Annotated in this window: 24 protein-coding genes; 13 read left to right on the top strand and 11 right to left on the bottom strand. The window is 70.3% G+C overall.

All coding sequences use genetic code 11. From position 1 onward, the window contains the following. Window positions 1–5: 5 nt before the first annotated feature. Both ACWDRW_RS32440 and ACWDRW_RS32445 read right to left on the bottom strand, forming a co-directional pair. On the bottom strand, window positions 6–293 hold the full coding sequence (locus ACWDRW_RS32440; protein WP_451729503.1) for an ArsR family transcriptional regulator: 288 nt from the start codon (window positions 291–293) through the stop codon (window positions 6–8). 350 nt (window positions 294–643) lie between these two features. Next, window positions 644–1,057 (bottom strand): arsenate reductase ArsC, encoded by a 414-nt coding sequence (locus tag ACWDRW_RS32445; RefSeq protein WP_451729506.1) that lies wholly within the window; start codon window positions 1,055–1,057, stop codon window positions 644–646. A 93-nt stretch (window positions 1,058–1,150) separates the two neighbouring features. Between ACWDRW_RS32445 and ACWDRW_RS32450 the strand changes: the two genes are divergently transcribed. Both ACWDRW_RS32450 and ACWDRW_RS32455 read left to right on the top strand, forming a co-directional pair. Then, window positions 1,151–1,459, top strand: a complete 309-nt coding sequence (locus ACWDRW_RS32450; protein ID WP_451729509.1) for an ArsR/SmtB family transcription factor — start codon at window positions 1,151–1,153, stop codon at window positions 1,457–1,459. After that, window positions 1,456–2,223: an aquaporin gene (locus ACWDRW_RS32455; RefSeq protein WP_451729512.1), complete on the top strand. Its 768-nt coding sequence runs from the start codon at window positions 1,456–1,458 to the stop codon at window positions 2,221–2,223. Before ACWDRW_RS32450 ends, ACWDRW_RS32455 begins: the two co-directional genes overlap by 4 nt. A gap of 54 nt (window positions 2,224–2,277) precedes the next feature. On the opposite strand, the gene ACWDRW_RS32460 is transcribed toward ACWDRW_RS32455, so the two are convergent. Then, entirely contained in the window at window positions 2,278–2,751 is a 474-nt protein-coding gene (locus ACWDRW_RS32460; RefSeq protein WP_451729514.1) for an N-acetyltransferase family protein, read from the bottom strand. A gap of 69 nt (window positions 2,752–2,820) precedes the next feature. Then, window positions 2,821–3,198 carry an ArsR/SmtB family transcription factor gene (locus tag ACWDRW_RS32465; protein WP_451729517.1) on the bottom strand — a complete coding sequence of 126 codons (378 nt, stop codon included), beginning with the start codon at window positions 3,196–3,198 and terminating at the stop codon, window positions 2,821–2,823. A gap of 136 nt (window positions 3,199–3,334) precedes the next feature. Between ACWDRW_RS32465 and ACWDRW_RS32470 the strand changes: the two genes are divergently transcribed. After that, the gene (locus ACWDRW_RS32470; protein WP_451729520.1) at window positions 3,335–4,699 is read left to right on the top strand and encodes an FAD-dependent oxidoreductase; all 1,365 of its coding nucleotides are present in this window, start codon (window positions 3,335–3,337) and stop codon (window positions 4,697–4,699) included. Window positions 4,700–4,727: 28 nt separating this feature from the next. Beyond that, a complete protein-coding gene (locus ACWDRW_RS32475; RefSeq protein ID WP_451729523.1) occupies window positions 4,728–5,138 on the top strand; it encodes an ArsI/CadI family heavy metal resistance metalloenzyme in 411 nt (136 codons plus the stop codon). Window positions 5,139–5,198: 60 nt separating this feature from the next. Here the strand turns inward: ACWDRW_RS32475 and ACWDRW_RS32480 are convergent, their stop codons facing one another. Then, window positions 5,199–6,758 (bottom strand): glycoside hydrolase family 53 protein, encoded by a 1,560-nt coding sequence (locus ACWDRW_RS32480; RefSeq protein ID WP_451729526.1) that lies wholly within the window; start codon window positions 6,756–6,758, stop codon window positions 5,199–5,201. Between the two features lie 361 nt (window positions 6,759–7,119). Beyond that, on the bottom strand, window positions 7,120–9,141 hold the full coding sequence (locus ACWDRW_RS32485; RefSeq protein ID WP_451729528.1) for a beta-galactosidase: 2,022 nt from the start codon (window positions 9,139–9,141) through the stop codon (window positions 7,120–7,122). Between the two features lie 184 nt (window positions 9,142–9,325). On the opposite strand from ACWDRW_RS32485, the gene ACWDRW_RS32490 reads away from it, so the two are divergent. The 7 genes from ACWDRW_RS32490 to ACWDRW_RS32520 all read left to right on the top strand — a co-directional run bounded on the left by ACWDRW_RS32490 (window position 9,326) and on the right by ACWDRW_RS32520 (window position 15,571). Further along, window positions 9,326–10,645: an ABC transporter substrate-binding protein gene (locus ACWDRW_RS32490; protein WP_451729531.1), complete on the top strand. Its 1,320-nt coding sequence runs from the start codon at window positions 9,326–9,328 to the stop codon at window positions 10,643–10,645. After that, the gene (locus ACWDRW_RS32495) at window positions 10,642–11,568 is read left to right on the top strand and encodes a carbohydrate ABC transporter permease (RefSeq protein ID WP_451729534.1); all 927 of its coding nucleotides are present in this window, start codon (window positions 10,642–10,644) and stop codon (window positions 11,566–11,568) included. The genes ACWDRW_RS32490 and ACWDRW_RS32495 overlap by 4 nt, the downstream gene beginning before the upstream one ends. Then, the gene (locus ACWDRW_RS32500) at window positions 11,565–12,470 is read left to right on the top strand and encodes a carbohydrate ABC transporter permease (protein ID WP_451729536.1); all 906 of its coding nucleotides are present in this window, start codon (window positions 11,565–11,567) and stop codon (window positions 12,468–12,470) included. The genes ACWDRW_RS32495 and ACWDRW_RS32500 overlap by 4 nt, the downstream gene beginning before the upstream one ends. Further along, window positions 12,467–13,498 (top strand): LacI family DNA-binding transcriptional regulator, encoded by a 1,032-nt coding sequence (locus ACWDRW_RS32505; RefSeq protein WP_451729539.1) that lies wholly within the window; start codon window positions 12,467–12,469, stop codon window positions 13,496–13,498. Before ACWDRW_RS32500 ends, ACWDRW_RS32505 begins: the two co-directional genes overlap by 4 nt. A 182-nt stretch (window positions 13,499–13,680) precedes the next feature. Next, window positions 13,681–14,031, top strand: a complete 351-nt coding sequence (locus ACWDRW_RS32510) for a VOC family protein (protein ID WP_451729542.1) — start codon at window positions 13,681–13,683, stop codon at window positions 14,029–14,031. Window positions 14,032–14,103: 72 nt separating this feature from the next. Further along, window positions 14,104–14,493, top strand: coding sequence for a MarR family winged helix-turn-helix transcriptional regulator (locus ACWDRW_RS32515; protein ID WP_451729544.1), 390 nt, complete (start codon window positions 14,104–14,106; stop codon window positions 14,491–14,493). Window positions 14,494–14,572: 79 nt separating this feature from the next. Beyond that, the gene (locus ACWDRW_RS32520; protein ID WP_451729547.1) at window positions 14,573–15,571 is read left to right on the top strand and encodes an AraC family transcriptional regulator; all 999 of its coding nucleotides are present in this window, start codon (window positions 14,573–14,575) and stop codon (window positions 15,569–15,571) included. Window positions 15,572–15,889: 318 nt separating this feature from the next. On the opposite strand, the gene ACWDRW_RS32525 is transcribed toward ACWDRW_RS32520, so the two are convergent. Further along, window positions 15,890–16,291 (bottom strand): SseB family protein, encoded by a 402-nt coding sequence (locus tag ACWDRW_RS32525; RefSeq protein ID WP_451729550.1) that lies wholly within the window; start codon window positions 16,289–16,291, stop codon window positions 15,890–15,892. A gap of 191 nt (window positions 16,292–16,482) precedes the next feature. Here ACWDRW_RS32525 and ACWDRW_RS32530 point away from each other — a divergent pair, with 191 nt between their 5' ends. Next, entirely contained in the window at window positions 16,483–17,061 is a 579-nt protein-coding gene (locus ACWDRW_RS32530; protein WP_451729552.1) for an AMIN-like domain-containing (lipo)protein, read from the top strand. Between the two features lie 8 nt (window positions 17,062–17,069). Here ACWDRW_RS32530 and ACWDRW_RS32535 read toward each other — a convergent pair whose 3' ends face one another. The 4 genes from ACWDRW_RS32535 to ACWDRW_RS32550 form a co-directional block, all read right to left on the bottom strand. Continuing rightward, a complete protein-coding gene (locus ACWDRW_RS32535; protein ID WP_451729555.1) occupies window positions 17,070–17,534 on the bottom strand; it encodes an SRPBCC domain-containing protein in 465 nt (154 codons plus the stop codon). Window positions 17,535–17,552: 18 nt separating this feature from the next. Continuing rightward, complete coding sequence (locus ACWDRW_RS32540) at window positions 17,553–18,473, bottom strand: zinc-binding dehydrogenase (protein ID WP_451729557.1); 921 nt, start codon at window positions 18,471–18,473, stop codon at window positions 17,553–17,555. 93 nt (window positions 18,474–18,566) lie between these two features. After that, window positions 18,567–19,337 (bottom strand): isoprenyl transferase, encoded by a 771-nt coding sequence (locus ACWDRW_RS32545; protein WP_451729630.1) that lies wholly within the window; start codon window positions 19,335–19,337, stop codon window positions 18,567–18,569. Between the two features lie 113 nt (window positions 19,338–19,450). Continuing rightward, a complete protein-coding gene (locus tag ACWDRW_RS32550) occupies window positions 19,451–20,167 on the bottom strand; it encodes an AfsR/SARP family transcriptional regulator (RefSeq protein WP_451729560.1) in 717 nt (238 codons plus the stop codon). 278 nt (window positions 20,168–20,445) lie between these two features. Here ACWDRW_RS32550 and ACWDRW_RS32555 point away from each other — a divergent pair, with 278 nt between their 5' ends. Then, window positions 20,446–22,956, top strand: coding sequence for a cyanobactin maturation protease PatG family protein (locus tag ACWDRW_RS32555; RefSeq protein WP_451729563.1), 2,511 nt, complete (start codon window positions 20,446–20,448; stop codon window positions 22,954–22,956). The last annotated feature ends 27 nt before the right edge of the window (window positions 22,957–22,983 follow it).

Below are 22,983 nucleotides of genomic sequence, written 5' to 3' on the forward strand. Positions count from 1 at the left end.
CGTTCCTACCAGCCCTTCTCGAACAAGCGGGCCACCTCGGCGATGCGCACTTCGTCGCGCCGGTAGTAGGTGCGGCGCCGGATGCGGCGGGTGCGGAGCAGACCGATGCCGACGAGCAGGTTCAGGTGAGTGTCGGCGACCGGGCGGGGCACTCCGAGTTTCTCGGCGACGGCGTCGGAGGTGACCCCGTCCTCGACGAGGTCGCCGTGGCGCTGGGGTTGGAAGTGCGCGGCCGGGTCCTTCAGCCACTCCAGAATGTCCAGCCGTCGTTCACTGACGGGAGTCCTCAGCATGGCGTCCCCCTCCGGACCGGCCTCCTCGTTTCGCGTGTTCCCACTGTCCCGCAGCCGAGGCCGCGGTGCGGGGCCTTCGCCGGGCTTGTCCGATACCGAACGGGCTTGCGACAGCCGCTGCCCCTTCGTCCGGGGACGGCGGCGAGGCGGTTCAGCGCGGCCGTTACAGGCCCGCGCCGACCCGCCGAGCTCGTCGAGAGGCCCGCGGGCGCGGTGCTCGACGGTGTCGCGGAGGGGCCGGATGTCGCCGCCGCCCCTGTCCGCGGTGTCCTGCGGAGCCAGGCCGAGACACCGCCCGCCGGGACAGACCGGGCAAGCGCCGCCGCAGCGAACGCCGCTCCCGGCGCCGCTCAGGCCCCGGGCTCCGGCGCGATCTCCTTGATCAGGCCCTCGACCAGCACCTTGATCTCGTCCCGGATCGGGCGGACCGCCTCGACGCCCTGGCCCGCCGGATCCTCCAGCCGCCAGTCCAGGTAGCGCTTGCCGGGAAAGACGGGGCAGGTGTCGCCGCAGCCCATGGTGATGCAGACGTCGGACTCCTTGACGGCGTCGACGGTGAGCATCTTCGGTACCTCGGCGGAGATGTCGATGCCGACCTCGGCCATGGCCTCGACAGCGGCCGGGTTGACGTGCTCACCGGGGTTGGAGCCGGCGGAGCGGACCTCGACGCGGTCGCCGGCCAAGTGGGTCAGCCACGCGGCGGCCATCTGGGACCGTCCGGCGTTGTGGACGCAGACGAACAGCACGGAGGGCTTGTCGGACATCGGAGGTCTCTCTCGTCTCTCACGACGGCAGCAGGCGTGAATGACATCAGCCACCGGTGGTGTCAGCCACCACTGATGTGACAGTATCAGCACATGATGACGTCAGTCGACACTGATCTGATCCGGGTACTGGCCGACCCGCTCAGGCTCCGGATCGTGACCCTGCTCGCCGAAGAGACGCTGTGCACGACTCATTTGGTGGAGGAGACCGGCGCCCGGCAGACCAACCTCTCCAACCATCTGCGGGTGCTGCGCGAGGCCGGGGTCGTCGAGACGGAGCCGTGCGGGCGGTTCACCTACTACCGGCTCAAGCCCGACGTCATCGCCACGCTCGCCGGTCAGTTCGCCGACCTGGCCGAGTCCGCTCGCGCCGCCGCACAGAACAAGAGGGCCTGCCCGTGACCCCCACCGAAGCCGCCCCGACCGCGCCGCCCGCGTCAACGGCCCCCGCTCCCGCGCCGGGCGCGACCCCACCTCGTACGCCCCTGGTAGCCCGGGCGTCCGCCGAACTCGTAGGCACCGCCCTGCTCGTGGCGGTCGTGGTCGGCTCCGGCATCCAGGCGACCGACCTGACCCGGGACGTCGGTCTGCAACTGCTCGCCAACTCCACGGCCACCGTGTTCGGCCTCGGCATCCTCATCCTCCTGCTCGGCCCGGTCTCCGGGGCGCACTTCAACCCGGTCGTCACACTGGCCGAGTGGTGGACGGCGCGCCGCGGTGGCGCCGGGGTCACCGCACGCGAGGTGGCCGTGTACCTGCCCGCCCAGGTCGTGGGCGCGATCGCGGGCGCGATCCTGGCCGACGCGATGTTCGGCGAGCCGTTGGTGCAGTGGTCCACCCACGACCGGTCCGCGGGCCATCTGCTGCTCGGCGAGGCCGTAGCCACCGCCGGCCTGATCCTGCTGATCTTCGGTCTGGCCCGCGTCGACCGGCTCCGGTTCGCCCCGGCCGCCGTCGCCTCCTACATCGGCGCCGCCTACTGGTTCACCTCGTCCACGTCCTTCGCCAACCCGGCGGTGACCGTCGGCCGCGCCTTCACCGACACCTTCGCGGGCATCGCGCCGGGCTCGGTGCCGGGCTTCGTCGGCATGCAACTCGTCGGCGGCGCGGTCGGACTGGCTCTGGTCGCGCTCATCTTCATGCCCGGGCGGAAATCCGCCGGGTGACATGAGCTCCGCCGTCACATCCGGTGGCGTACGTCCGCCCGCGCTCGGCGGCGTTCAGCCGACGACGGGGCTGCGGCGCTCGACCAGGACGACGTCGCGCCAGCGACCGTGATGGCGGCCGATGCGTTCCCGGGTGCCGATGACCCGGAACCCGTGGCGCTGGTGCAGTACGAGGCTGGCGGTGTTCTCAGGGAAGATCCCGGACTGGACGGTCCAGACACCGGCGGCCTCCGTGGAGTCGATCAGCGCCTCGAGCAGCGTGGAGGCCACCCCGCGCCCCCGGGCGCCGGGGTCCACGTACACGGAGTGCTCCACGACACCGGTGTAGGCGCAGCGGTCCGAGACCGCCGAGGCGGCGACCCAACCGATCACCGTCCCACCCTCGTCGAGGGCGACGAAGCGGTGCTCGGGCAGCTTCGCGGCGTCGAACGCCTCCCACGTCGGTGCGGCGGTCTCGAACGTGGCGTCGCCCTCGTCGATGCCTGACTGGTAGATGGCCAGGACGGCGTCGGCGTGCGCGCCCACCATGGGCGCGACGGTCACACGGGACGCGGCGGCAGAGCTGGGCACGGGGCGCCTTTCTGGGGAGGGTGACGGTCAGGCCGGTGCAGGTGCGCTGGTCAGCAGCCTGCCCATCGCGGCCAGCACGGACGGCTCGACGCGGTAGTAGACCCAGGTGCCGCGCCGCTCGGAGGTGAGCAGACCGGCCTCCTTCAGCTTCTTCAGATGGTGGCTGACGGTCGGCTGCGAGACGCCCACGTCGGAGATGTCGCACACGCACGCCTCGCCGCCCTCGTGCGAGGCGACGAGCGAGAACAGGCGCAGTCGCACGGGGTCGCCGAGCGCCTTGAACATCCGCGCGGCCGTCTCGGCCTCGTCGGCGGTGAACGGGCGCTCGGTGAGCGGCGGGCAGCACGGCTCCGGGTTCGCGGACACTGCGGGCTCCAGGAGCGGCAGCACCTTCATGTTCGACATGCGTCTATGTTGACACACATCGAAGCAATGCACCCAGGGGCGCCACTTCGATAGATGTCTATGTTGACGATTATCTAATCAGGTGCCATGCTGGCCCCACAAGACATCGACGAACGTCGAAACAAAGGGGAGTCCCGTGAGCGCGCCCACCACCGGCCAACCGCCCGTCGTGATCATCGGAGCAGGTCCCGTCGGCCTGGCCGCCGCCGCCCATCTCGTACAGCGCGGTCTCGAACCGCTGGTCCTGGAGGCCGGACCGTCCGCCGGCACGGCCGTCCGCGACTGGGCGCACGTGCGGCTGTTCTCCCCCTGGGCCGAGGTCACCGACCCGGCCGCCGAGAAGCTCCTCGCCCCCACCGGCTGGGTCCGCCCCGACGGGGCCGCGTACCCCACCGGCGGCGACTGGGCCGAGCGGTACCTCCAGCCGCTCGCCGACGCCCTGGGTGACAGGATCCGCTACGGCACCACCGTCACCGGCGTCGCCCGCGCGGGCCGCGACCGCATGGTCGACTCCGGCCGTGAGGGTCAGCCCTTCAGCGTTCATGTCCGGCTCGGCGACGGCCGCGAGGAGAGAATCACCGCCCGCGCCGTCCTCGACGCCTCCGGCACCTGGTCCACCCCCGGGCCGATGGGCGCCGACGGCCTGCCCGCGCTCGGCGAGAAGGCCGCCGCCGACCGCATCACCCACCGCGTCCCCGATCTCAAGGACCCGTCCGTGCGCTCCCGTTACGCGGGCAGGCGCACCGCCGTCGTCGGCTCCGGTGCCTCCGCCTTCACCGCCCTCGCCCTTCTCGCCGACCTGGCCGAGGAGGAGGAAGGGACGCACGCGCTGTGGATCCTGCGCCGGGGGATCACGGGCTCGACGTACGGCGGCGGCGAGGCCGACCAGCTCCCCGCACGCGGCGCGCTCGGCCTGCGCGCCAAGGCGGCCGTCGAGGCCGGCCACGTCGGCGCGGTCACCGGCTTCCGCATCCAGGCCGTGGAGCGCGAGGGCGACCAGCTCGTACTCGTCTCCGCGGACGGCCGTCGCCTCGACCCGGTCGACCAGGTCGTCGTACTGACCGGCCTGCGCCCGGACCTGTCCTTCCTCTCCGAGATCCGCCTCGGCCTCGACGAACGCCTCCAGGCCCCGACCGCGCTCGCCCCGCTCATCGACCCCAACGTCCACTCCTGCGGCACCGTCTATCCGCACGGCGTGAGGGAGCTCTCGCACCCGGAGCGGGACATCCACCTGGTGGGCATGAAGTCCTACGGCCGCGCCCCCACGTTCCTCGCCATGACCGGCTACGAGCAGGTCCGCTCCATCGCCGCCGCCCTCGCCGGCGACCAGGAGGCCGCCGGACGCGTCGAACTCACCCTGCCGGAGACCGGCGTATGCGGCGGCGCGGGCCTCTTCGACGAGCCGGAGAACGCCGAGCAGTCCGGGGACGGCTGCTGCGCCGCTCCGACCACCCTCCAGATCGGCGCCGGAGCCCCGGCCACATCCTCCGGCGGCTGCTGAACTCCCCACCCAATCAAGGAGGTTCGCCATGTCATCTCGGGTACAGCTCGCACTCCGCGTTCCCGACCTCGCCGCGTCCGTCGCCTTCTACAGCAGGCTCTTCGGCACCGAACCCGCCAAACTCCGCGACGGCTACGCCAACTTCGCCGTCAGTGAGCCCCCGCTGAAGCTCGTCCTGATCGAGGGGGTGGCGGGCGAGGCCACCCGCATGGACCATCTCGGCGTGGAGGTCGAGTCGACCGAGGCCGTGCACGCCGCCACCGCCCGGTTGAGCGAGGCGGGCCTGGCCACGGCCGAGGAGACCGACACCACCTGCTGTTACGCCCTCCAGGACAAGGTCTGGGTCCATGGCCCCGGTCAGGAACCCTGGGAGGTCTATGTCGTCAAGGCCGACGCGGACGTACTGGCCAAGCAGCAGGGCAGTACTTGTTGCGCCTGAACGAGCACGGGTCCGGCCGCACCTCGTGCGGCCGGACCCTGTGTCACAGGCGGGGTCGGCCTACCGGTGGCGGAACCACGCCATCGCCGGGAGGGCCTTGTCGTCGTAGCCGAACAGGGCCTGGTTCTCCCAGCCGTTACCGGAGGAGGCGTCGGTCGGGTCCCAGCCGTTGCCGGTGACCGCGGTCCAGGTCGACTCCCAGTAGAAGACACCGAGTCCACGGCCGTTCGGGACGGCCTCGACGATGCTCGCGATGTCGTTCATCCACCGCGTCTGGCCCGCCGTGGTGGCCGGGTAGCCGGAGACCAGCTCGCTGTCGAGGTCGATGATGTTCTCGTGCGAGTCCTCGCTGTCCAGACGGAAGGGGTAGGCCGTCTCGGCGACGAAGACCGGCTTGCCGTAACGGGAGGCCGCGTCGTCCAGGGTGGTCTGGAAGTCGTGGAGCGTGCCGTGCCAGTAGCCGTAGTACGACAGGCCGATGACGTCGAACTTCACGCCGTTGGCGACCGCGCTGTCGAACCACCAGCGGGTGCCGGACAGGTCACCGCCCTTGGCGAGATGCAGCGCCACGGAGGTGGAGGAGTTGACCGCCTTGACCGCGTTGTAGCCGGAGTTGAGCAGCCCGGCCAGCTGCGACCAGTTGTCGGTGGACCCCTCGGACCACAGCATGCCGCCGTTGATCTCGTTGCCCACCTGGACCATGTCGGCCGTCGTCCCCTGTGCCTTCAGCGCGTTGAGGACGTCGTACGTGTGGTTGTACACGTCGGTCTTCAGCTGGCTGTAGGTGTGGCCCGCCCACGCGGCCGGCTTGGCCTGGGCACCCGGGTCGGCCCAGATGTCGGAGTAGTGGAAGTCGACCAGCAGCTTCATGCCCTGCGCCTTGATCCGTTTGGCCATGGCGAGGACGCGGGCCTTGTTGTTGTAGCCGTCGGCCGGGTTCACCCAGACCTTCAGGCGGGCGTAGTTCTGTCCGGCGGACCTGAGCACGGCGAGCGGGTCGGCGGTCGTGCCGGAACTGGTTTTGTAAGTCCCGCCGTAGGCCTCGCTCTTGGCGATGGAGGAGACGTCGGAGCCCTTGATCGTCGTACCGCCGGTGCCGGACGCGAAGGTCAGGTCGTCGACGTTGATCCAGTTGCCCGCGTTGGCGTCACTGTAGACGCTGATCGTGCACTGGCTGTTGGTGACGCTGACCGGCACGACGATCCGTATCCACCCGCTGGCGGAGACCGGCAGGTCGGTGCGCTGCTCGGCACCGCCGCAGTTCTTCAGGGATATGTAGGCGGAGTTCTGCCCGCCGCCCGATCGGACCCAGGCGGTGAGCTTGTAGTTGCCGTTCGTGAGCCCGGAAAGGTACTGGTACGTCTCCACCTTGTAGGCGGCGGAGGCCCAGTGGCTCAGCCGGTAGCTGCCCCCGTGCCCGCCGGCCTCGCTGAACGAGGCGCCGGTGGAACCGTACTCGGACCAGCCGGCCGGGGTGGCGGAGCCCGCGCCGTCGGACTCGAAACCGCCGTTGGTGAGGGTGCTGGCGGCCTGAGCGGTCTGCGCGGGCAGGGCGGTGAGGGCGAGCCCGGCGGCGAGCGGCAGCAGCAGGGCCCTGAGGGTGCGTCTGGGATGGAACATCTTCGTCCGTCGTCCCTTCGACATGAATGGGGATGGGGTGCCCCTCGCCGAGCGGCCGGTACGAGCCTGTGTGGCACAGGCTCCGAGGGGCCCCCTCCGCCCACGGCTCTCGTGGCACGCGCGGGCGAAGGGGAGTCGATGTCAGCCGTCGGAGTGGCAGGACCCTGACGGCTCTCGCGGGCAGTTCGGCGTGGAACTCGAGCGGCTCTCCCCGCCGCTCGAATCAGTCGGCGGCTCACGGAGTCGTCGAGCCGTGCGACCGGGACGGCCCCGCGGGCCCGTCACGGCCCGACGCTCGTTCAGCCGTCGAGCGGTACGACCGGGACGGCACCTGCGAGCACCTCGCGGCCCGCCACTCGTTTCAGCCGTCGAGCCGTACGACCCGGACGGCCCCCGCGGGCACTTCCAGGCGGCCCGCGGCTCGTTCACCCGTGAGCAGTTCGGTGCCGGACGCCTCCAGCGGCACCTTGGCGTCGGACGGGCTGTGGTTGATCGCGAAGAGGTAGGTGCCCGACTCGCCGGCCCGGCGCACCACTTCGACGTCGTGCGGCAGGTCGGCGCGCGGCGCGATCCGGGCGTCCTCGGCGGCCCAGCCGAGCAGGGCGTCCAGGCCGTGCGGGTCGAGGCGGGTCGACACGTACCAGGCGGTGCCCTCGCCGAGCCGGTGCCGGGTGACCGCGGGGTGGCCCGCGGTGAGTCCGTCGGCGTACGTCCACACCGTCTCGGCCTCGCCGGGCACCACGAACTCGGTCCACACATCGCCGGTCAGCTCGGAGCCGTCGGGTCCGGTGACGCGGACGGTGTCACCCCGCAACAGCGGGGAGAACTCCTCGACGGTCAGACCGAGGACCTCGCGCAGGGCGCCGGGGTAGGCGCCCTCGTGCACGGCGTCGTGTTCGTCGACGATGCCGGAGAAGTACGACACGACGACGGTTCCGCCGTTCTCGACGTACTCCTTGAGGTTGTTCCCGGCCGCCTCCGTCATCAGGTAGAGGGCGGGGACGACGACCAGGGGGTAGCCCGACAGGTCGGCCTCGGGGTGGGCGAAGTCGACGGTGAGGTGGCGGTCGTAGAGGGCCTCGTAGAAGGCGTCCGCGCGCTCACGCGGGTCGTGGTCCTCGCTGGGCCGCCAGTCGAGGTTCTGCGCCCACCAGGAGTGCCAGTCCCACAGCACGGCCACATCGGCCTGAGTGCGGGTGCCGCGGATCCGGCTCAGCGAGTCGAGGGACGCGCCGAGCTCGACGACCTCGCGCCACACGCGGGTGTCGGTGCCGCCGTGCGGGACCATCGCCGAGTGGAACTTCTCGGCGCCGCGGCGGGACTGGCGCCACTGGAAGAACATGGCGCCCTCGGAGCCGCGTGCCACGTGGGCGAGGGAGTTGCGAGCCATCTGGCCAGGGGCCTTGGCGGGGTTGCGGGGCTGCCAGTTGACGCCCGAGGTGGAGTGCTCCAGCAGGATCCAGGGCGCTCCCCCGGCCACCGAGCGGGTCAGGTCGGCGGCCATGGCGAGGTTGACATGGGTGCGGCGGCCGTCGGTGATCAGGTAGTGGTCGTTGGTGACGATGTCGACCTCGCGGCCCCAGGCCCAGTAGTCGACGGAGTCGCACTGGCTCAGGGCGGTCATGAAGTTGGTCGTGACCGGGACGCCGGGGGTCAGGCGGTGCAGGATGTCGCGTTCCCTCACGAAGTTCTCGCGCATGGTGGCATCGGCGAAGCGCCGGTAGTCCAGCGCCTGGGCCGGGTTGCCGACGGTAGGGGTGGTACGCGGCGGGTTGATCTGCTCGAAGTCCGTGTAGCGCTGGCCCCAGAAGGCGGTGCCCCAGGCCTCGTTGACCGCGTCGACACTGCCGTACGCCGTCCGCAGCCAGCGGCGGAAGTGGGCGGCGCAGGACTCGCAGTAACAGGCGGAGACGGGGACGCCGTACTCGTTGTGCACGTGCCACATCGCCAGGGCGGGATGGTCGGCGTAGCGGCCGGCGAGCTTCGTGGTGATGTTCGCGGCGGCGGCACGGTAGTCGGAGTTGCTGTGACAGATGGCGCCGCGTGAGCCGAACTCGAGGCGGACGCCGTCGGCGGTGACCGGCAGGGCGTCGGGGTGCTCGCGGTAGAACCAGACCGGCGGGACGACGGTGGGGGTGCCGAGGTCGACACGGATGCCGTTGTCGTGCAGCAGGTCCAGCAGGCGGTCGAGCCAGCCGAAGTCGTAGACCCCTCGTGAGGGCTCCAGCAGCGCCCAGGAGAAGATCCCGGCGCTCACCATCGTGACGCCCGCCTCCCGCATGAGCCGGACGTCCTCGTGCCAGACGTCTTCCGGCCATTGCTCGGGGTTGTAGTCCCCACCGAAGGCGAGCCTGGCGAGGCCCTTGGGGGTGGTCTCCGGCATGGAATCTCTCCCGGGTAATCGATCATTTGGGAACGTGCACACACATCTTCGGTGGTGCGAGCCCAACATAACCGCACAGCAACAACCATTGACAAGTGTCCGGGATGTTTCTCTACTGTGAACGCTCACAGAAGCATGGCAGGTCCTCGCGACGGGCGAGGACCCCAGGTCAGGGGAGAGATCCATGCCCAACATCAAGCGTCGGCGCCTTGTGGCATCCACGATCGCCGTGGCCCTCGGCGCCACCGCCCTCGCCGCTTGTGGCTCGTCCGACGACGACACCGAGGCCGAGTCCGGTCCGGTCTCGCTGACGTACTGGACCTGGACGCCCGGCATGGACAAGGTCGTGGACCTGTGGAACAACGGGCCGGGCAAGAAGGACCAGATCAAGGTCACGGTGAAGAAGCAGGCGTCCGGCGACACGCTGGTCACCAAGATCCTCACCGCGCACAAGGCGGGCAAGGCCCCCGACCTGGTCCAGGCCGAGTACCAGGCACTGCCCACCCTGGTCAGCAATGACGCGCTGGCGGACATCTCGAAGGAGACCGGCGACGCGAAGAGCAAGTTCGCCGACGGTGTGTGGCAGCAGACCACGCTGGGCACGGACGCCGTCTACGCGGTCCCGCAGGACATCGGCCCGATGATGTTCTACTACCGCGAGGACCTGTTCAAGAAGTACGAGCTCGATGTCCCGAAGACCTGGGACGAGTTCGCCGAGACGGCCCGAAAGCTGAAGAAGGCCTCCCCGGAGACGGACCTGACCACGTTCTCCGCCAACGACTCCGGACTCTTCGCGGGTCTCGCCCAGCAGGCCGGCGCCCAGTGGTGGACCACCGAGGGAGAGCAGTGGAAGGTCGGCATCAACGACGCGGCGACCCAGAAGGTCGCCACGTTCTGGGGTGACCTCGTCAAGGAGGGCGCCATCGACAACCAGCCGATGTACACGCCGGCTTGGAACAAGGCGCTCAACACCGGCAAGCAGATCGCCTGGGTCTCCGCCGTGTGGGCCCCCGGCACGCTGACCACCGCCGCGCCCGACACCAAGGGCAAGTGGGCCATGGCACCGCTCCCCCAGTGGTCCGAGGGCGAGAACACCACCGGCAGCTGGGGCGGCTCCTCCACCGCCGTCACCACCGACTCCGCGCACCAGGCCGCCGCCGCGAAGTTCGCCGCCTGGCTGAACACCGACGACGCGGCCCTGCAGGCGCTCGCCAAGGAGAGCGGCATCTACCCGGCCGCCACCAACGCCCAGACCTCCGGCGCCTTCGCCAACCCGCCGGAGTACTTCTCGAACCAGGCCGACTTCTACACCCAGGCCGCCGAGATAGCCAAGAGCACCGCCCCGTCCGCCTGGGGCCCGAACGTGAACGTCGCCTACACGACCTTCAAGGACGCGTTCGGCAAGGCCGCCAAGGACAAGTCGGACTTCGTCGCCGCCCTGAACACGATGCAGGACGACACGGTCGCCGACATGAAGAAGCAGGGCTTCGAGGTCGCGGAGTGACAACCCCCGCACGCCGGAGGTCGTACGGGGTCAAGGGGGCCCCGTACGCCTTCCTCATTCCCGCGACGCTCCTGTTCCTGCTCTTCTTCGCGCTGCCCATCGGCTACGCGATCTGGCTCAGCTTCCGCAAGGTGAAGGTCTCCGGGCTCGGTCTCGGCTCCGGTGCCCGCACCGAGGTCTGGGCCGGCCTGGAGAACTACACCGACGCTCTCTCCGACAGCGAGCTGGTCGACGGCGCGCTGCGCGTGCTCGGCTACGGCTGCATCGTGGTCCCGCTCATGCTCGGCCTCGCCCTGCTGTTCGCGCTGATGCTCGACTCCGACAAGGTCAGGCTCGCCCCCTTCACCCGGCTCGCGATCTTCCTGCCGTACGCCATTCCCGGTGTGGTGGCGGCGTTGCTGTGGGGCTTTCTGTACCTGCCGGACGTCAGCCCCTTCTACTTCGTACTGGACAGGCTCGGCCTGCCGCAGCCGGACCTGCTGGACGGCGGTCCGCTCTATCTCGCCCTGTCCAACATCGCGGTGTGGGGCGGCACCGGCTTCAACATGATCGTCATCTACACCTCGTTGCAGGCGATCCCGGCCGAGGTGTACGAGGCGGCGAAGCTGGACGGCGCCACCCCGCTGCAGATCGCCCTGAGGATCAAGATCCCGATGGTGGCGCCCTCGCTGGTGCTGACCTTCTTCTTCTCGATCATCGCCACGCTCCAGGTGTTCAACGAGCCGACCACCCTCAAACCGCTCACCAACTCCGTGTCCACGACCTGGAGTCCGCTGATGAAGGTGTACCAGGACGCCTTCGGCAGAGGTGACATCTACGCGGCCGCCGCCCAGGCCGTGATCATCGCCCTCGCCACGCTGCTGCTGTCCTTCGGCTTCCTGCGGGCCGCGAACCGTCGTCAGAAGCAGGAGGCAGCACGATGAGTTCTCTTGCCGTCCGCAAGGCCGAGCCGGCGGCAGGCACCACGCCCGGCACCGCCCAGGGACCCCCCTGGCGCAGTCGGATCGCGCTGCTGCCGACGATCACGCTGCTGATCGGCGCGCTCTACACGCTGCTGCCCGTGGCCTGGGTGGTGATCGCCTCCACCAAGTCCGGCAGCGAGCTGTTCTCCACCTTCACCTTCCTGCCGGGGACGGGCTTCACCGACAACCTCTCGGAGCTGAACGCCTACCGGGACGGCGTCTACTGGCGGTGGATGGGCAACTCCGCCCTGTACGCCGGTCTCGGTGCCCTGCTGTCGACGTGCGTCTCGGCGTTCAGCGGCTACGCGCTCGCGATCTACCGCTTCCGCGGCCGGGAGACCTTCTTCAACATCCTCCTGGCGGGCGTGCTGATGCCGCCGGTCATCCTCGCCATCCCGCAGTACCTGCTGCTGGCCGAGGCCGACCTCACGGACTCCTACTGGTCCGTGCTGCTGCCGCAGATCCTCTCGCCGTACGGCGTCTACCTGGCCCGCATCTACGCGGCCGCCGCCGTGCCCGCCGATGTGGTCGAGGCCGGGCGCATGGACGGCGCGAGTGAGTGGCGGATCTTCACCCGGGTCGCGCTGCCGATGATGGTGCCCGGCATGGTCACTGTGTTCCTGTTCCAGTTCGTGGCGATCTGGAACAATTTCCTGCTGCCGTACATCATGCTCAGCGACGACGAGAGGTTCCCGATCACGCTCGGCCTGTACACGCTCCTGGAGCAGGGTGCCAACACCCCGGCGCTGTACACGCTGGTGATCACCGGAGCCTTCCTCGCGGTGTTCCCGCTGGTCGCGCTGTTCCTGGTCATCCAGCGTTTCTGGTCTCTCGATCTGCTGTCCGGGGCCGTAAAGTCATGACCATGAGCAACACGGGGGGCCGGCGCAGACCGCCGACGATCCATGACGTGGCCCGCGAGGCCGGGGTCTCGCGGGGCACCGTCTCGCGCGTGCTCAACGGCGGGCACTACGTCAGCCCCGCGGCCGCGGAAGCGGTCAACGCCGCGATCCGCAAGACGGGTTACGTCGTCAACCGGCATGCCCGTTCGCTGATCACCGGCCGCTCCGACTCGGTCGGCTTCCTGCTGACCGAGCCGCAGGAGCGGTTCTTCGAGGACCCCAACTTCAATGTCCTGCTGCGTGGTTGTACCCAGGCGCTGGCGGCGCACGACATCCCGCTGCTGCTGATGCTGGCGGGCACCGAGGACGAACGGCGGCGCATAACGCGCTACATCACCGCGGGCCACGTGGACGGGGTACTGCTGGTCTCCAGCCACTCCGGTGACCCGGTCGCCGAGCGGTTGCGGGAGGCCGGGGTGCCGCTGGTGGCCTGCGGCAAGCCGATCGGCCTGGCCTCCAAGGTGAGTTACGTGGCGGCGGACGACCGGGACGGCGCCCGGGACATGGTGCGCCACCTGCTGTCGATCGGCCGCCGCCGGATCGGTGTGGTCACCGGCCCGCTGGACACCCCCGGCGGCGTGGAGCGCCTGGCCGGCTACAAGGAGGTGCTCGCCGAGGCGGGCGTGGAGATCGACGACCGGCTGATCGTCTCCGGCGACTACAGCCGGGCCAGCGGCGAGGAGGGCGCCGAGCGGCTGCTCGCGCAGGCGCCGGACATGGACGCCGTGTTCGTCGCCTCCGACCTGATGGCGCAGGGTGTGCTGACGGCCCTGGAGCGGGCCGGGCGCCGGGTGCCGCAGGACGTGGCGGTCGGCGGCTTCGACGACTCCCCCGCGGCCCTGGCCGCCCGTCCCGAGCTGACCACCATCCGCCAGCCCTGGGACCGGATCAGCACCGAGATGGTCCGGGTGCTGCTGGCGCAGATCGGGGGCGAGGACCCGGCCGCCGTCATCCTCCCCACCGAGCTGGTCAAGCGCGAGTCGACCTGACCGGCCTCCTCCGCCGCGAGAGCGCGCGCCCGGCTGTCCGGCCGGGCGCGCGCTCTCGCGTCACGGCGGCGATCACCGATGGAGCAAGCGGTCAGTTTTGAAGAAGCCCCGGTTCGGCCCTCCGGCCTAGCGTGAGAGCACCGACGAAGACGCGTCGGACCAGACCTCTCGAGGAGTACGCCATGACCGCCGGTGTTCAGACGATCATCTACCCTGTGAAGGACCTCGCCCGGGCGAAGGCCGTGTTCGGCGCGCTGCTCGGCACCGAGCCGTACGCGGACGAGCCGTACTACGTCGGGTACAAGGACGCCGGACAGGACGTCGGCCTCGACCCCAACGGCCACGCCAAGGGCATGACGGGACCGGTCCCCTACTGGCACGTCGACGACATCCGCGTGACGCGTTCCGCTCTGCTCGAGGCTGGCGCAGAATCGTTGCAGGACGTACAGGACGTGGGCGGCGGCCGTCTGATCGCCTCGCTCAAGGACGCGGAAGGGAACCTGATCGGTCTCGTGCAGGACACCGAGAGCTGACGCACAGGTTCCGATTGCACATGCACTAGTTGCACAGGCAACCACTCTGAAGGGTGGTGTTACCGTGCCCTCATGGCAACAGGGATATCGGGGGCCGCTCTCGAAGAGAAGTGGCGGGAGATCCTTTCGGTGCATGCGCGAACTATTTGCGAACTAGATCGCGTACTGCACCCGCACGGGCTCGGGGCGAGCGATTTCGAGGTGCTCGAAATCCTCGCCACCGCCGCGCCCGAGGAGGCGGAGCACTACCGGGTGCAGAACCTCGCCGGGCGGGTGCATCTGAGCCAGAGCGCCTTGTCCCGGCTGATCGGGCGGCTGGAAAAGGACGGACTGGTGAGGCGCACGGCCTGCAGAGAGGACCGGCGCGGAGTCCGCGTCACTCTCACCGCCAAAGGCCGCGAACTGCACGCCGAGGTGCTGCCGCTCCAGCGGGGCGTGCTCGCCCGCATGCTCCCCTCATGATCCGCGGCCCGGCGGGTCGTTCGAGATCACGACCGCCGGGGCATCATCACTCCCAAAAAGTCCTGTGGAGGGACCGGGAGTGACCGCCTTGGCCGTGGACGACGACGGTGGCGCCGAGTTCATCACGTACTCGACGCGCTCAGTGGAGGAGAGCCACGAGGCGATAGCGGCCCACTACTACGACCTCCGCCTCGAAGTGACGGGCCCCGCAAGGGAGTTCCGCACCAGACTCAGCGTCGTCGACCTCGGCGCCCTCGTCGTCGGTGACGTCAGTTTCGGCACCGGCATGCGGATGAGCTTCGGCGAACCGGACGTCTACCACGTGGCCGTGCCGCTGCTCGGCGGTTTCGGAGTCCAACAGGGCGGCGGCGAGGACCTGTTCGCCACCGCACAGCGGGCCGTCCTGTTCGATCCCGGGTACGACATCCGCATCGACGAGTGGTCGCCGGACTGCCACTCACTGACCGTGAAGATCGACAAAGAGGCCGTACTGCACAGCCTGGAAAGCCTGTTGGGCAGACCGGTGCGGCACCCGCCGCTCTTCGAGCCGTTCATCGACGTCACCCGGGGAGCCGGCCGCAGCTGGGCCGGGCTCGTGCGGTGGTTCCTCCTGGACAAGGACGTCTCGTACGGACTGCTGCACCGCCCCCTGATCCGCGGCCGGCTCGAACAGACCCTCCTCGAAGGCCTGTTGCTCGCCGCGGGGCACTCCTACCGGGCGGAGCTGGAGGGCCCGCCGCCACCGATGCGGCCGGCCGCGGTGAAACGGGTCATGGACGCGGTACAGGAGCTGCCCGCCGAGCCGTACGACGCCGCCCGGCTCGCCGCCATCGCGCAGGTGAGTGTGCGCACGCTGCAGGAGGCGTTCCACAAGCATGTCGGGGTGCCGCCGATGGCGTACGTCAGTGAAGTGCGGCTGGAACGCGTCCACGGCCAGCTCAGAGCGTCCGCGCCGGGGTCGACGACCGTGGCGGACGTGGCGTACCAGTGGGGCTTCGCCCATCTCGGCCGGTTCGCGCGGCGCTACCGGGAGCGGTTCGGGGAGTCGCCGTCGCAGACACTGCGCGCGCCGCGCTGATCGGCCGCATGCGCCGCGTGGATGGGCTACGCGCGTCGCGCTGAGGCGCTGCGAACCGGCGGACCGATCCGCCGCGTACGGCTGGAGGAGCGCCGCGCGGACGCGCGTACCTCCTACCTGATCGGCCGCGTTTTGCGGACAGCCGCCGCGCAAGTCGGAGCGACGCGGACCCCACGTGGTCCTATCGTCATGAGGTCGGCGATCGTGGCCGCGCGGGCCGAGCGGAGTCGGTGCCACTCGGCCCTTGCGCGAAGCATCGCCGGGAGGCCCGGCCGCTCCCCTTCCGACGCTTGGTGGCCGGGTCCGTCCCGGCCCGGCTCAGGGCCTGGCCAGCAGCGTGCGCACGCCCTCGGAGGTGAGCGTGAGGGGGTGCGGGGAGCCCGCGTCGATGGTCAGGGACAGCTCGTCCGCGGGCCACTGCGCGGCAAGCGCGCCCAGCGGCACCAGGCGGTAGCGGCCGACGAAGGGCAACAGCTCGGCCATCGCGGGCTCCGAGGTGAACACCGGAACGACGGGGTCGCCGTCCGGCTGCTCCAGCACGGGCAGGGCGACGGCGGCCGGGTCGGTCGCGTCCTCCTCGTTCGCGTCGTCCGGGACGGGCACCAGCACGTCGCTCCCGGCGAGCGTGTCCAGCGCGTCGATGTCCTCGTGGTTGTCGGCCAGGGCGTCCAGCGCCTTACGGGCCGGGGTGGCGGTGTAGCGGTTCTCGGGAGTCTCCATCACAGGTCCCCTGGTAGAGGCGGCGGTCGTGCGGGCCGCGTACCCGATCCGGAGTGGAGCATTCATCGGCCCGGACTCCGGTGGCGGCCCGGCCGGGAGGCGCCCACGCTGGATTCGGGATCTACCGCAACCATTCACCCAAGACGGCTGTCTCCCCTGATATCAGAACCACGCACACGTCGGGGGACGCAATGCGAAGAATCAGAACATCCTGGGTTGCCCTCGCGATGACAGCCGCCCTGGGGGTGCCGGCGCTGCCCGCCGCCACCGCCTCGGCCGCCACCGCGCAGACCACGGTGTGTCCGACCGGCTGGGGCAGTCTGCCCGAGGTCCGGTCGACCTCCACCACGACGCCCGTGAAGAACGTCAGGACCGGCCGCCACACCTGCTTCGACCGGATGGTCGTCGACCTCCCCGGCGCGGGCCGGGCCGGACTCGGCTACTCGGTCCGCTACGTGAAACAGCTGTACCAGGACGGCTCCGGCCGTCCGATATCCGTCGGCGGTGGTGCCGTTCTCGAGGTCCGGGTGGCCGCGCCCGCCTACGACCCCGAGACCGGTGCTCCCACCTACCCGGGCCGCGTGAACAAGCCCCTGCCGGGGGTCGACCTCACCGGCTACCGCACCTTCCGGGACACCCGGTTCGCCGGCAGCTTCGAAGGAGAGACGCTCATCGGGCTCGGAGTCCGGGCGCGGCTCCCGTTCCGCGTGCAGGTGATCACCGACAAGATCGTCCTGGACGTCGCCCACAACTGGACCGGCGCCCGCTGAGCCAGGGTTCATGGAGCCCCTTCCACGAGCCCGGCCAGCCTGGCCAGGGCCATCCGCGTGCCCGTCTCGTTGTCCGCGGCGGGCACCGCGTCCGGCAGCCCCTCGTGCAGCACGTGTACGTCCGTGCCGCCGCCGTCCGCGTCGGTGAGCGTGGTCGTCATGGTCATCGTGCCGCCCAGGGCGGGGTCCGCGGTCTCGAACTCCAGCACCTCCACCACCTTCTCGTCGGGCACCAGCTCGGCGAAGTGCCCGTGATAGGTGTCGGTGTGTGCGTCCGATTTCCCGGTGCCGGTCGGCACGTCGTACGTGAGCGACACCCGGAAGGCACCGCCCACCCGGGCCTCGAAGGTGTGCACCTGGGAGGTCATCCCGTCCGGAACCCGCCAGCGCTCGACCGCTTCGCCGTCCAGGAGCGCCCGGTAGACGGCCGAGCGTGGTGCGTTCACATGCCGGGAGACCCGAGTCGTCTGCATGCCGCGAACATAACGGTGTCAGTCCCGGGACACGTCGAGGACGGCCTTGCCGGCCACCCGGCGTCCGCGCAGCGCGTCGGCGGCCTCGTCGAACCGTTCCCAGGATCCCCGCCAGCCGATCTCCACCGTCAACGTGCCCTCCGCGGCCAGGTCGGCGAGCACGGCCAGGTCGGCGCCCGCCGGGCCGTCATTGACGTACGAGGTGAGCGACTTGGCCGGGCCGACGGTCGCGTACGGCGGGAACACCGCCGGTTCCCCGGAGGTCCAGCCGACGCTCTGGAGGCTGCCGCCGGGGGCGAGGCGATCCCAGGCGGCGACCATCTGCGGCCCGCCCACGCTGTCGATGACGATGTCGACGGGCCGGTCGAGCCCCTCGATGCCGACCAGCACCTCGTCCGCGCCGGACTGGACAAGCCCCGCCCTCCTCGCCGCCGAGCCCACCGAGGCGATGACATGCGCCCCCGCCCGCGCCGCGAGCTGGACGGCGAACCGGCCGACACCGCCCGAGGCCCCGGTGACCAGCACCCGCTTGCCCGACCCGAGCCCGGCGGCACGCAACGAGCGCAGGGCGGCGATCCCGGCCACGGGCAACGCCACCGCCCGTGCCGGATCGAGGGACTTGGGCACGACGGCGAGCGCTGCCACGTCGATGGCGACGCGCTCGGCGAACGCACCCGGGGTCATCGCCACCACCTGGGTCCCCACGTCCGGCCCGGACCCGTCGGCGGCGGCCTCGACCACGACCCCGACGGCGTCCGACCCGAGCACCGCGCCCTCGGGAACGCGCCCGGAGCGGGCGTCGTTGAGATCGCCGTAGTTGAGGGAGGCGTGGGAGACGTCCACGAGCACCTGCCCCGGCCCGGCGACGGGATCGGCGACTTCGGCGAGCCGGACGGCGGCAGGTGCGGACGGATCGACGACCAGAGCGCGGACGGACATCACAACTCCCTTTGGATCACGACGTATTGCCCTCATCATGATCGAAACCCCCGTCGCCTGCCCGAGAGTTCTCCAGGCCGGCCGCGGCTCAGGTCATCTGCCGTAGCGACGGTCCCGGACGGCGTACGACCGCAGCGCGCGCAGCAGGTCTATCTGGCGGAAGGCGGGCCACAGGACCTCGACGAAGTGCACCTCGGCGTAGGCGGACTGCCACAGCAGGAAGCCGGACAGGCGCTGCTCGCCGGAGGTGCGGATGATGAAGTCGGTGTCGGGGCCGGCCGGGGAGTAGAGGTTGTCGGAGATGTGCTGGAGGTCGAAGTTCTCGGCCAGGTCGCGCGGGTCGCCGCCGCCGGAGATGTGCTTGTCGAAGGCGGACCGGACGGCGTCGATGATCTCCCGGCGGCCGCCGTACCCGACGGCGACGTCGACCTTGAGCCCGATCCGGCCGCTGGTGCGGGCGACGGCGTCCTTCAGCACGCGCGCGGTGTCCCCGGGCAGCAGGTCGAGCGCGCCGATGACCTCGATCCGCCAGTTCTCCTCGGCCGCGCAGATACTGGCCACGGTCTCCTCGATGATCTCGAGGAGGGGGCCGAGTTCGGCGGGCGGCCGGTGGAGGTTGTCGTCGGAGAGCATCCAGAGGGTGACGTGCTCGATGTCCGCGGCGTCGCACCAGCGCAGGAAGTCACCGACCTTCGCACCGCCGACGCGGTAGCCCTCCCGCACGTCGTCGTGCCCGGCGCCACGGGCCCAACGACGATTGCCGTCCAGCATGATGGCGACGTGCCGTGGACGCGGCTTGCCCTCCAGCTTGCGCGCCAGACGCCTGACGTACAGGGCTTCCAATCCCGCGCGAAGCGCCCTCAAGGCCACGTGCCAAGTCCCTTCGTCCCCACCGACCGCTAGTGGGAGCCACCGTATCGCCCGGCCCGGAGCTTCAGCCATTGAGGCAGTTCGGGGCCACATCGCGAACGTTCCGGCTAGGCCGTCGTCAACTCCCGGATCAGCTCGGTCATCCGCTGGGACGGCGAGACCCTCAGTTCCTGTTGCAGGAGTCTGCGGTAGTCCAGGTAGTGCTTGACCGCGCAGGCGACATTGCCCTCCGCCGCGTGGACCTCGATGGCGATGCGGTGGGCGGTCTCGCGGAACGGGTCGACCGCGGTGGCGGCGAGGGCCGCCTGGTGCGCGGCAAGGAACCGGTCCAGGGCGAGGAAATGCTGCGCCAGGTGTTCCAGCGCGTACAGACGCATCTGGTCCCAGCGTTCGCGTTCGAGTATCAGCCACTCGTCGTCCCACCCCAGGAGCAGGGGCCGGCCGAGATCCTCGACCAGCCGGTCGAGGTCTCCGGGCAGGGCCTGGAGGCCTTCCCCGGGTTCCAGGAGCTGACGGGCGATCCCGCAAACCTCCCAGTGGTCCACCGAGATGCACGGCGACAGGGCGAGCCGGTGACCGTCGCAGACCACGACGGTCTGCGGGCCGATCTTCCGGCTCTGACACAGGGCCGACCTCAGGTTCGCCGCGGCCCGCAGCGGGGTGCACTCCGGCCAGAGCTGCTCCGCGGCAGCCCGCCGGTGAATCCCTTCACCGCGCACGGCGAGGAGGCCGAGCAGACGCTGAGCCCCCGCCGGGACGGTGACCGAACGCCCGTCGCGGAGTAATTCAAATGGCCCCAGGATTTCGAGCTGGACTGCGTTCATCACAGCTAACACTGTGCTCGACGCGTTTTTCCGCTGCAACCGCTGTGACCCCCTCGGACCAGGCATGGCCGCCACATCGAGTACTTCAAGAATCATCAAAACGGTTTCGGTCAAATAATTTCGCGACACATCGAAAACGGATCCTTAACGCTCCTCGAACGCACCCGAGATGCACCTCCAATAGATATTTCATATTCCGTCGAATATCTGCGGAACATCTTTGTGGGAAACCTGATGCGTAACCGAAAGGATCACGAGGTCGGGGAACGGAGGGTCGGATGGACGTCCGGTCGGTACTTCGCGCGGTTCCCGGTGAGACCGGGCTTGTGGGCACCCCGGCGGTTCGCGTCGCCGTGCTCGACGGCCCCGTCGACTTCGGGCATCCGTGTTTCGCGGGAGCGGATCTCACGCGCCTCCCCACGCTGGTGCCGGATGCCGCCGGTTCCGGACTGATGTCGCTGCACGGCACGCATGTGGCCAGCCTTCTGTTCGGACAGCCCGGATCTCCGGTGACCGGTCTCGTACCGCGATGCCGCGGTTTGGTCCTGCCGGTGTTCCGTGAGTCCCCGAACGGAGGTGTGGCCCGGGTTCCGCAACTCGACCTCGCACGGGCGGTGGAACAGGCCGTGGAGGCGGGAGCCCATGTGATCAACATCAGCGGCGGCGAGCGCAGCGCGGACGGCAGGGCGGAAGCCATGCTGGAGCGGGCCCTGCGACGGTGCGCGGAGAACGGGGTGTTGGTGGTCGCGGCGGTCGGCAACGACGGCTGCGACTGCCTCCAGGCTCCGGCCGCCACGCCGTCCGTGCTCGCCGTCGGCGCGACCGACGCGGCCGGCGAGCCACTGGACCTCAACAACTGGGGGCCCGCATACCGGACGAACGGCGTCCTCGCCCCCGGCCGGGACATCGAGGGCGCGGCACCCGGCGGCCGGCTCGCGTCGCTGACCGGCAGCAGCTTCGCCACCCCGGCGGTGACCGGTGTGGCCGCTCTGCTCGTCGCGCAGCAGATCGCGGAGGGCCGCGAACCGGACCCGCTCGCCGCCGGCCGGGCCATCCTCGCCTCCGCTGGCCGACCGCCCTGTGCCCCGGACGACGCGCCGCAGTGCCGTCGTCTGCTGGGCGGCCGCCTCTCCGCCGCCCGCGCTTTCGAACTGATCAGGGAAGGGGGCTCGCTCGTCCCGCGGACAGCGCGGGGCGACTCCGTGAACATCATCGGCGGCCCCTCGACGACCCGGACGACTCACGCCGAACCGAAAGGAACAGCCATCGTCATGGACACGAACGCCGTACACGCGCACGCCGGGGAGGGGGCCGAGGGTCTGTCCGCGGCCGCGGCACCGCCTCCCGCCACCGGAGCGGCCCCCGCCGCCGCCCCCACGCCGACACCACCTCCCGAGCCGCCCCAGGCACCGGCGCTCCCGCCGGTCCCGCAGACGGCCCCGGCCACAGCCCAGCCGCCCGCCACCTGGCCCGGGGCGATGCCACAGGCGCCCCAGCAGGTCGCGGCGCCGGCCTTTCAGCAGGCGGTGCCCCCGACCGGAGTCCAAGCGGCAGCGCAGCCGCCGGCACCGCCCGTCCCCCAGGCTGCCGCCCCCCAGACACCGCCGACGCCGCAACCGGTCCCGGTCCCGGTCGAGCACGGCGTACGCCCCTCCTGCCCCGACTGCGGCGGCACCTGCGGAGGCAACGCGAGCGCGGGTACGGCGGCGAGCACGGGCGCGGTCGCCAGCGGCAATGGCAACGGGCGCCAGCTCATCTTCGCGATCGGCACGATCGGCTTCGACTACCGCACCGAGGCCCGCAGGGACAGCTTCCGGCAGCAGATGCCGGATGTGTTCAGGCCCGCCACCTCCGAACACCCAGAACAGGAAGTCGCGCCGAACGTCTACGACCCCCGGCAGCTCCACGACTATCTGGCGAAGAACCCCTGGGCGTGCGACAAGCTCACCTGGACCCTGAACATGGACGCCACGCCGATCTACGCCCTGGAGGCGGAGTCCCCGGTCGGGATGGACTGGACCCAGCCGATCATCGCGGACCGCGAGGCACAGCCCGACACGGTGCGCGGCAACGCCGAGAAGGCCGTGAACGACGTGGGTGCCCAGCTGACGGACATGCTCGCCACGCTGTCCTACCCCCCGGTGTCCACGGTCTACCGGACGTTCCGTGACGCCATCGTCGGGCAGGTCGAGGATCGGGAAAGCCCCGCACACGTCTCACGGGTCTCGGTGCCGGGCGTGCTGACCGATCGAACGGTGCGCCTGTTCTCCGGCCAGGTCGTCCCGGTGGTGGAGGTCAAGAGCCGGGGTCTGTACACGTGGAACGAGCACGTGTTCGTCCAGGCGGTGACGGCAGCGCTGAAGAAGGACCTGGAGCAGCGCAGGGTCAGGGTCGAAGGCGAGAACCCGCCCGACCCGGCGAAGACCATCCGCGCCTTCCTGGACAAGATCTACTGGCAGTTCCGCAACCTCGGACAGAGTTCCGCGGACCGGGCGATGAACTTCGCCGGCACCAACGCCTTCGAGGTCGGCAAGGAGATGGCCGAAGGCATGCTGGCGGCCAACCAGGTCCCCGGAGCCAACGACGAGCACCTCTACTCCCTGGACACCATCACGGTCACCAAGAGCCCGTTCTGCCGCCCGGGTTCCGACTGCCAGGACGTCGTCATCACCTTCTTCGACCCCGAGAACGACCGCAGGGCGAAGCTCTCGTTCCTGTTCACCTACGACGTCAGCGACGAGCTCCCGGTGAGTCTCGCTCCCGTCCACAAGTTCATCGGCGGCTTCTGACCGCCGTACCTCATCCACCAGGGAGAC

The sequence above is a fragment of the Streptomyces sp. NPDC003635 genome (assembly GCF_053587635.1).

Bases quoted from the DNA above. Each gene is read 5' to 3' on its own strand.
- ACWDRW_RS32440 (WP_451729503.1), bottom strand. From the start codon at position 293: ATGCTGAGGACTCCCGTCAGTGAACGACGGCTGGACATTCTGGAGTGG.
- ACWDRW_RS32445 (WP_451729506.1), bottom strand. From the start codon at position 1,057: ATGTCCGACAAGCCCTCCGTGCTGTTCGTCTGCGTCCACAACGCCGGA.
- ACWDRW_RS32450 (WP_451729509.1), top strand. From the start codon at position 1,151: ATGATGACGTCAGTCGACACTGATCTGATCCGGGTACTGGCCGACCCG.
- ACWDRW_RS32460 (WP_451729514.1), bottom strand. From the start codon at position 2,751: ATGGTGGGCGCGCACGCCGACGCCGTCCTGGCCATCTACCAGTCAGGC.
- ACWDRW_RS32465 (WP_451729517.1), bottom strand. From the start codon at position 3,198: ATGTCGAACATGAAGGTGCTGCCGCTCCTGGAGCCCGCAGTGTCCGCG.
- ACWDRW_RS32475 (WP_451729523.1), top strand. From the start codon at position 4,728: ATGTCATCTCGGGTACAGCTCGCACTCCGCGTTCCCGACCTCGCCGCG.
- ACWDRW_RS32480 (WP_451729526.1), bottom strand. From the start codon at position 6,758: ATGTTCCATCCCAGACGCACCCTCAGGGCCCTGCTGCTGCCGCTCGCC.
- ACWDRW_RS32485 (WP_451729528.1), bottom strand. From the start codon at position 9,141: ATGCCGGAGACCACCCCCAAGGGCCTCGCCAGGCTCGCCTTCGGTGGG.
- ACWDRW_RS32490 (WP_451729531.1), top strand. From the start codon at position 9,326: ATGCCCAACATCAAGCGTCGGCGCCTTGTGGCATCCACGATCGCCGTG.
- ACWDRW_RS32500 (WP_451729536.1), top strand. From the start codon at position 11,565: ATGAGTTCTCTTGCCGTCCGCAAGGCCGAGCCGGCGGCAGGCACCACG.
- ACWDRW_RS32505 (WP_451729539.1), top strand. From the start codon at position 12,467: ATGACCATGAGCAACACGGGGGGCCGGCGCAGACCGCCGACGATCCAT.
- ACWDRW_RS32510 (WP_451729542.1), top strand. From the start codon at position 13,681: ATGACCGCCGGTGTTCAGACGATCATCTACCCTGTGAAGGACCTCGCC.
- ACWDRW_RS32515 (WP_451729544.1), top strand. From the start codon at position 14,104: ATGGCAACAGGGATATCGGGGGCCGCTCTCGAAGAGAAGTGGCGGGAG.
- ACWDRW_RS32525 (WP_451729550.1), bottom strand. From the start codon at position 16,291: ATGGAGACTCCCGAGAACCGCTACACCGCCACCCCGGCCCGTAAGGCG.
- ACWDRW_RS32530 (WP_451729552.1), top strand. From the start codon at position 16,483: ATGCGAAGAATCAGAACATCCTGGGTTGCCCTCGCGATGACAGCCGCC.
- ACWDRW_RS32535 (WP_451729555.1), bottom strand. From the start codon at position 17,534: ATGCAGACGACTCGGGTCTCCCGGCATGTGAACGCACCACGCTCGGCC.
- ACWDRW_RS32540 (WP_451729557.1), bottom strand. From the start codon at position 18,473: ATGTCCGTCCGCGCTCTGGTCGTCGATCCGTCCGCACCTGCCGCCGTC.
- ACWDRW_RS32550 (WP_451729560.1), bottom strand. From the start codon at position 20,167: ATGAACGCAGTCCAGCTCGAAATCCTGGGGCCATTTGAATTACTCCGC.
- ACWDRW_RS32555 (WP_451729563.1), top strand. From the start codon at position 20,446: ATGGACGTCCGGTCGGTACTTCGCGCGGTTCCCGGTGAGACCGGGCTT.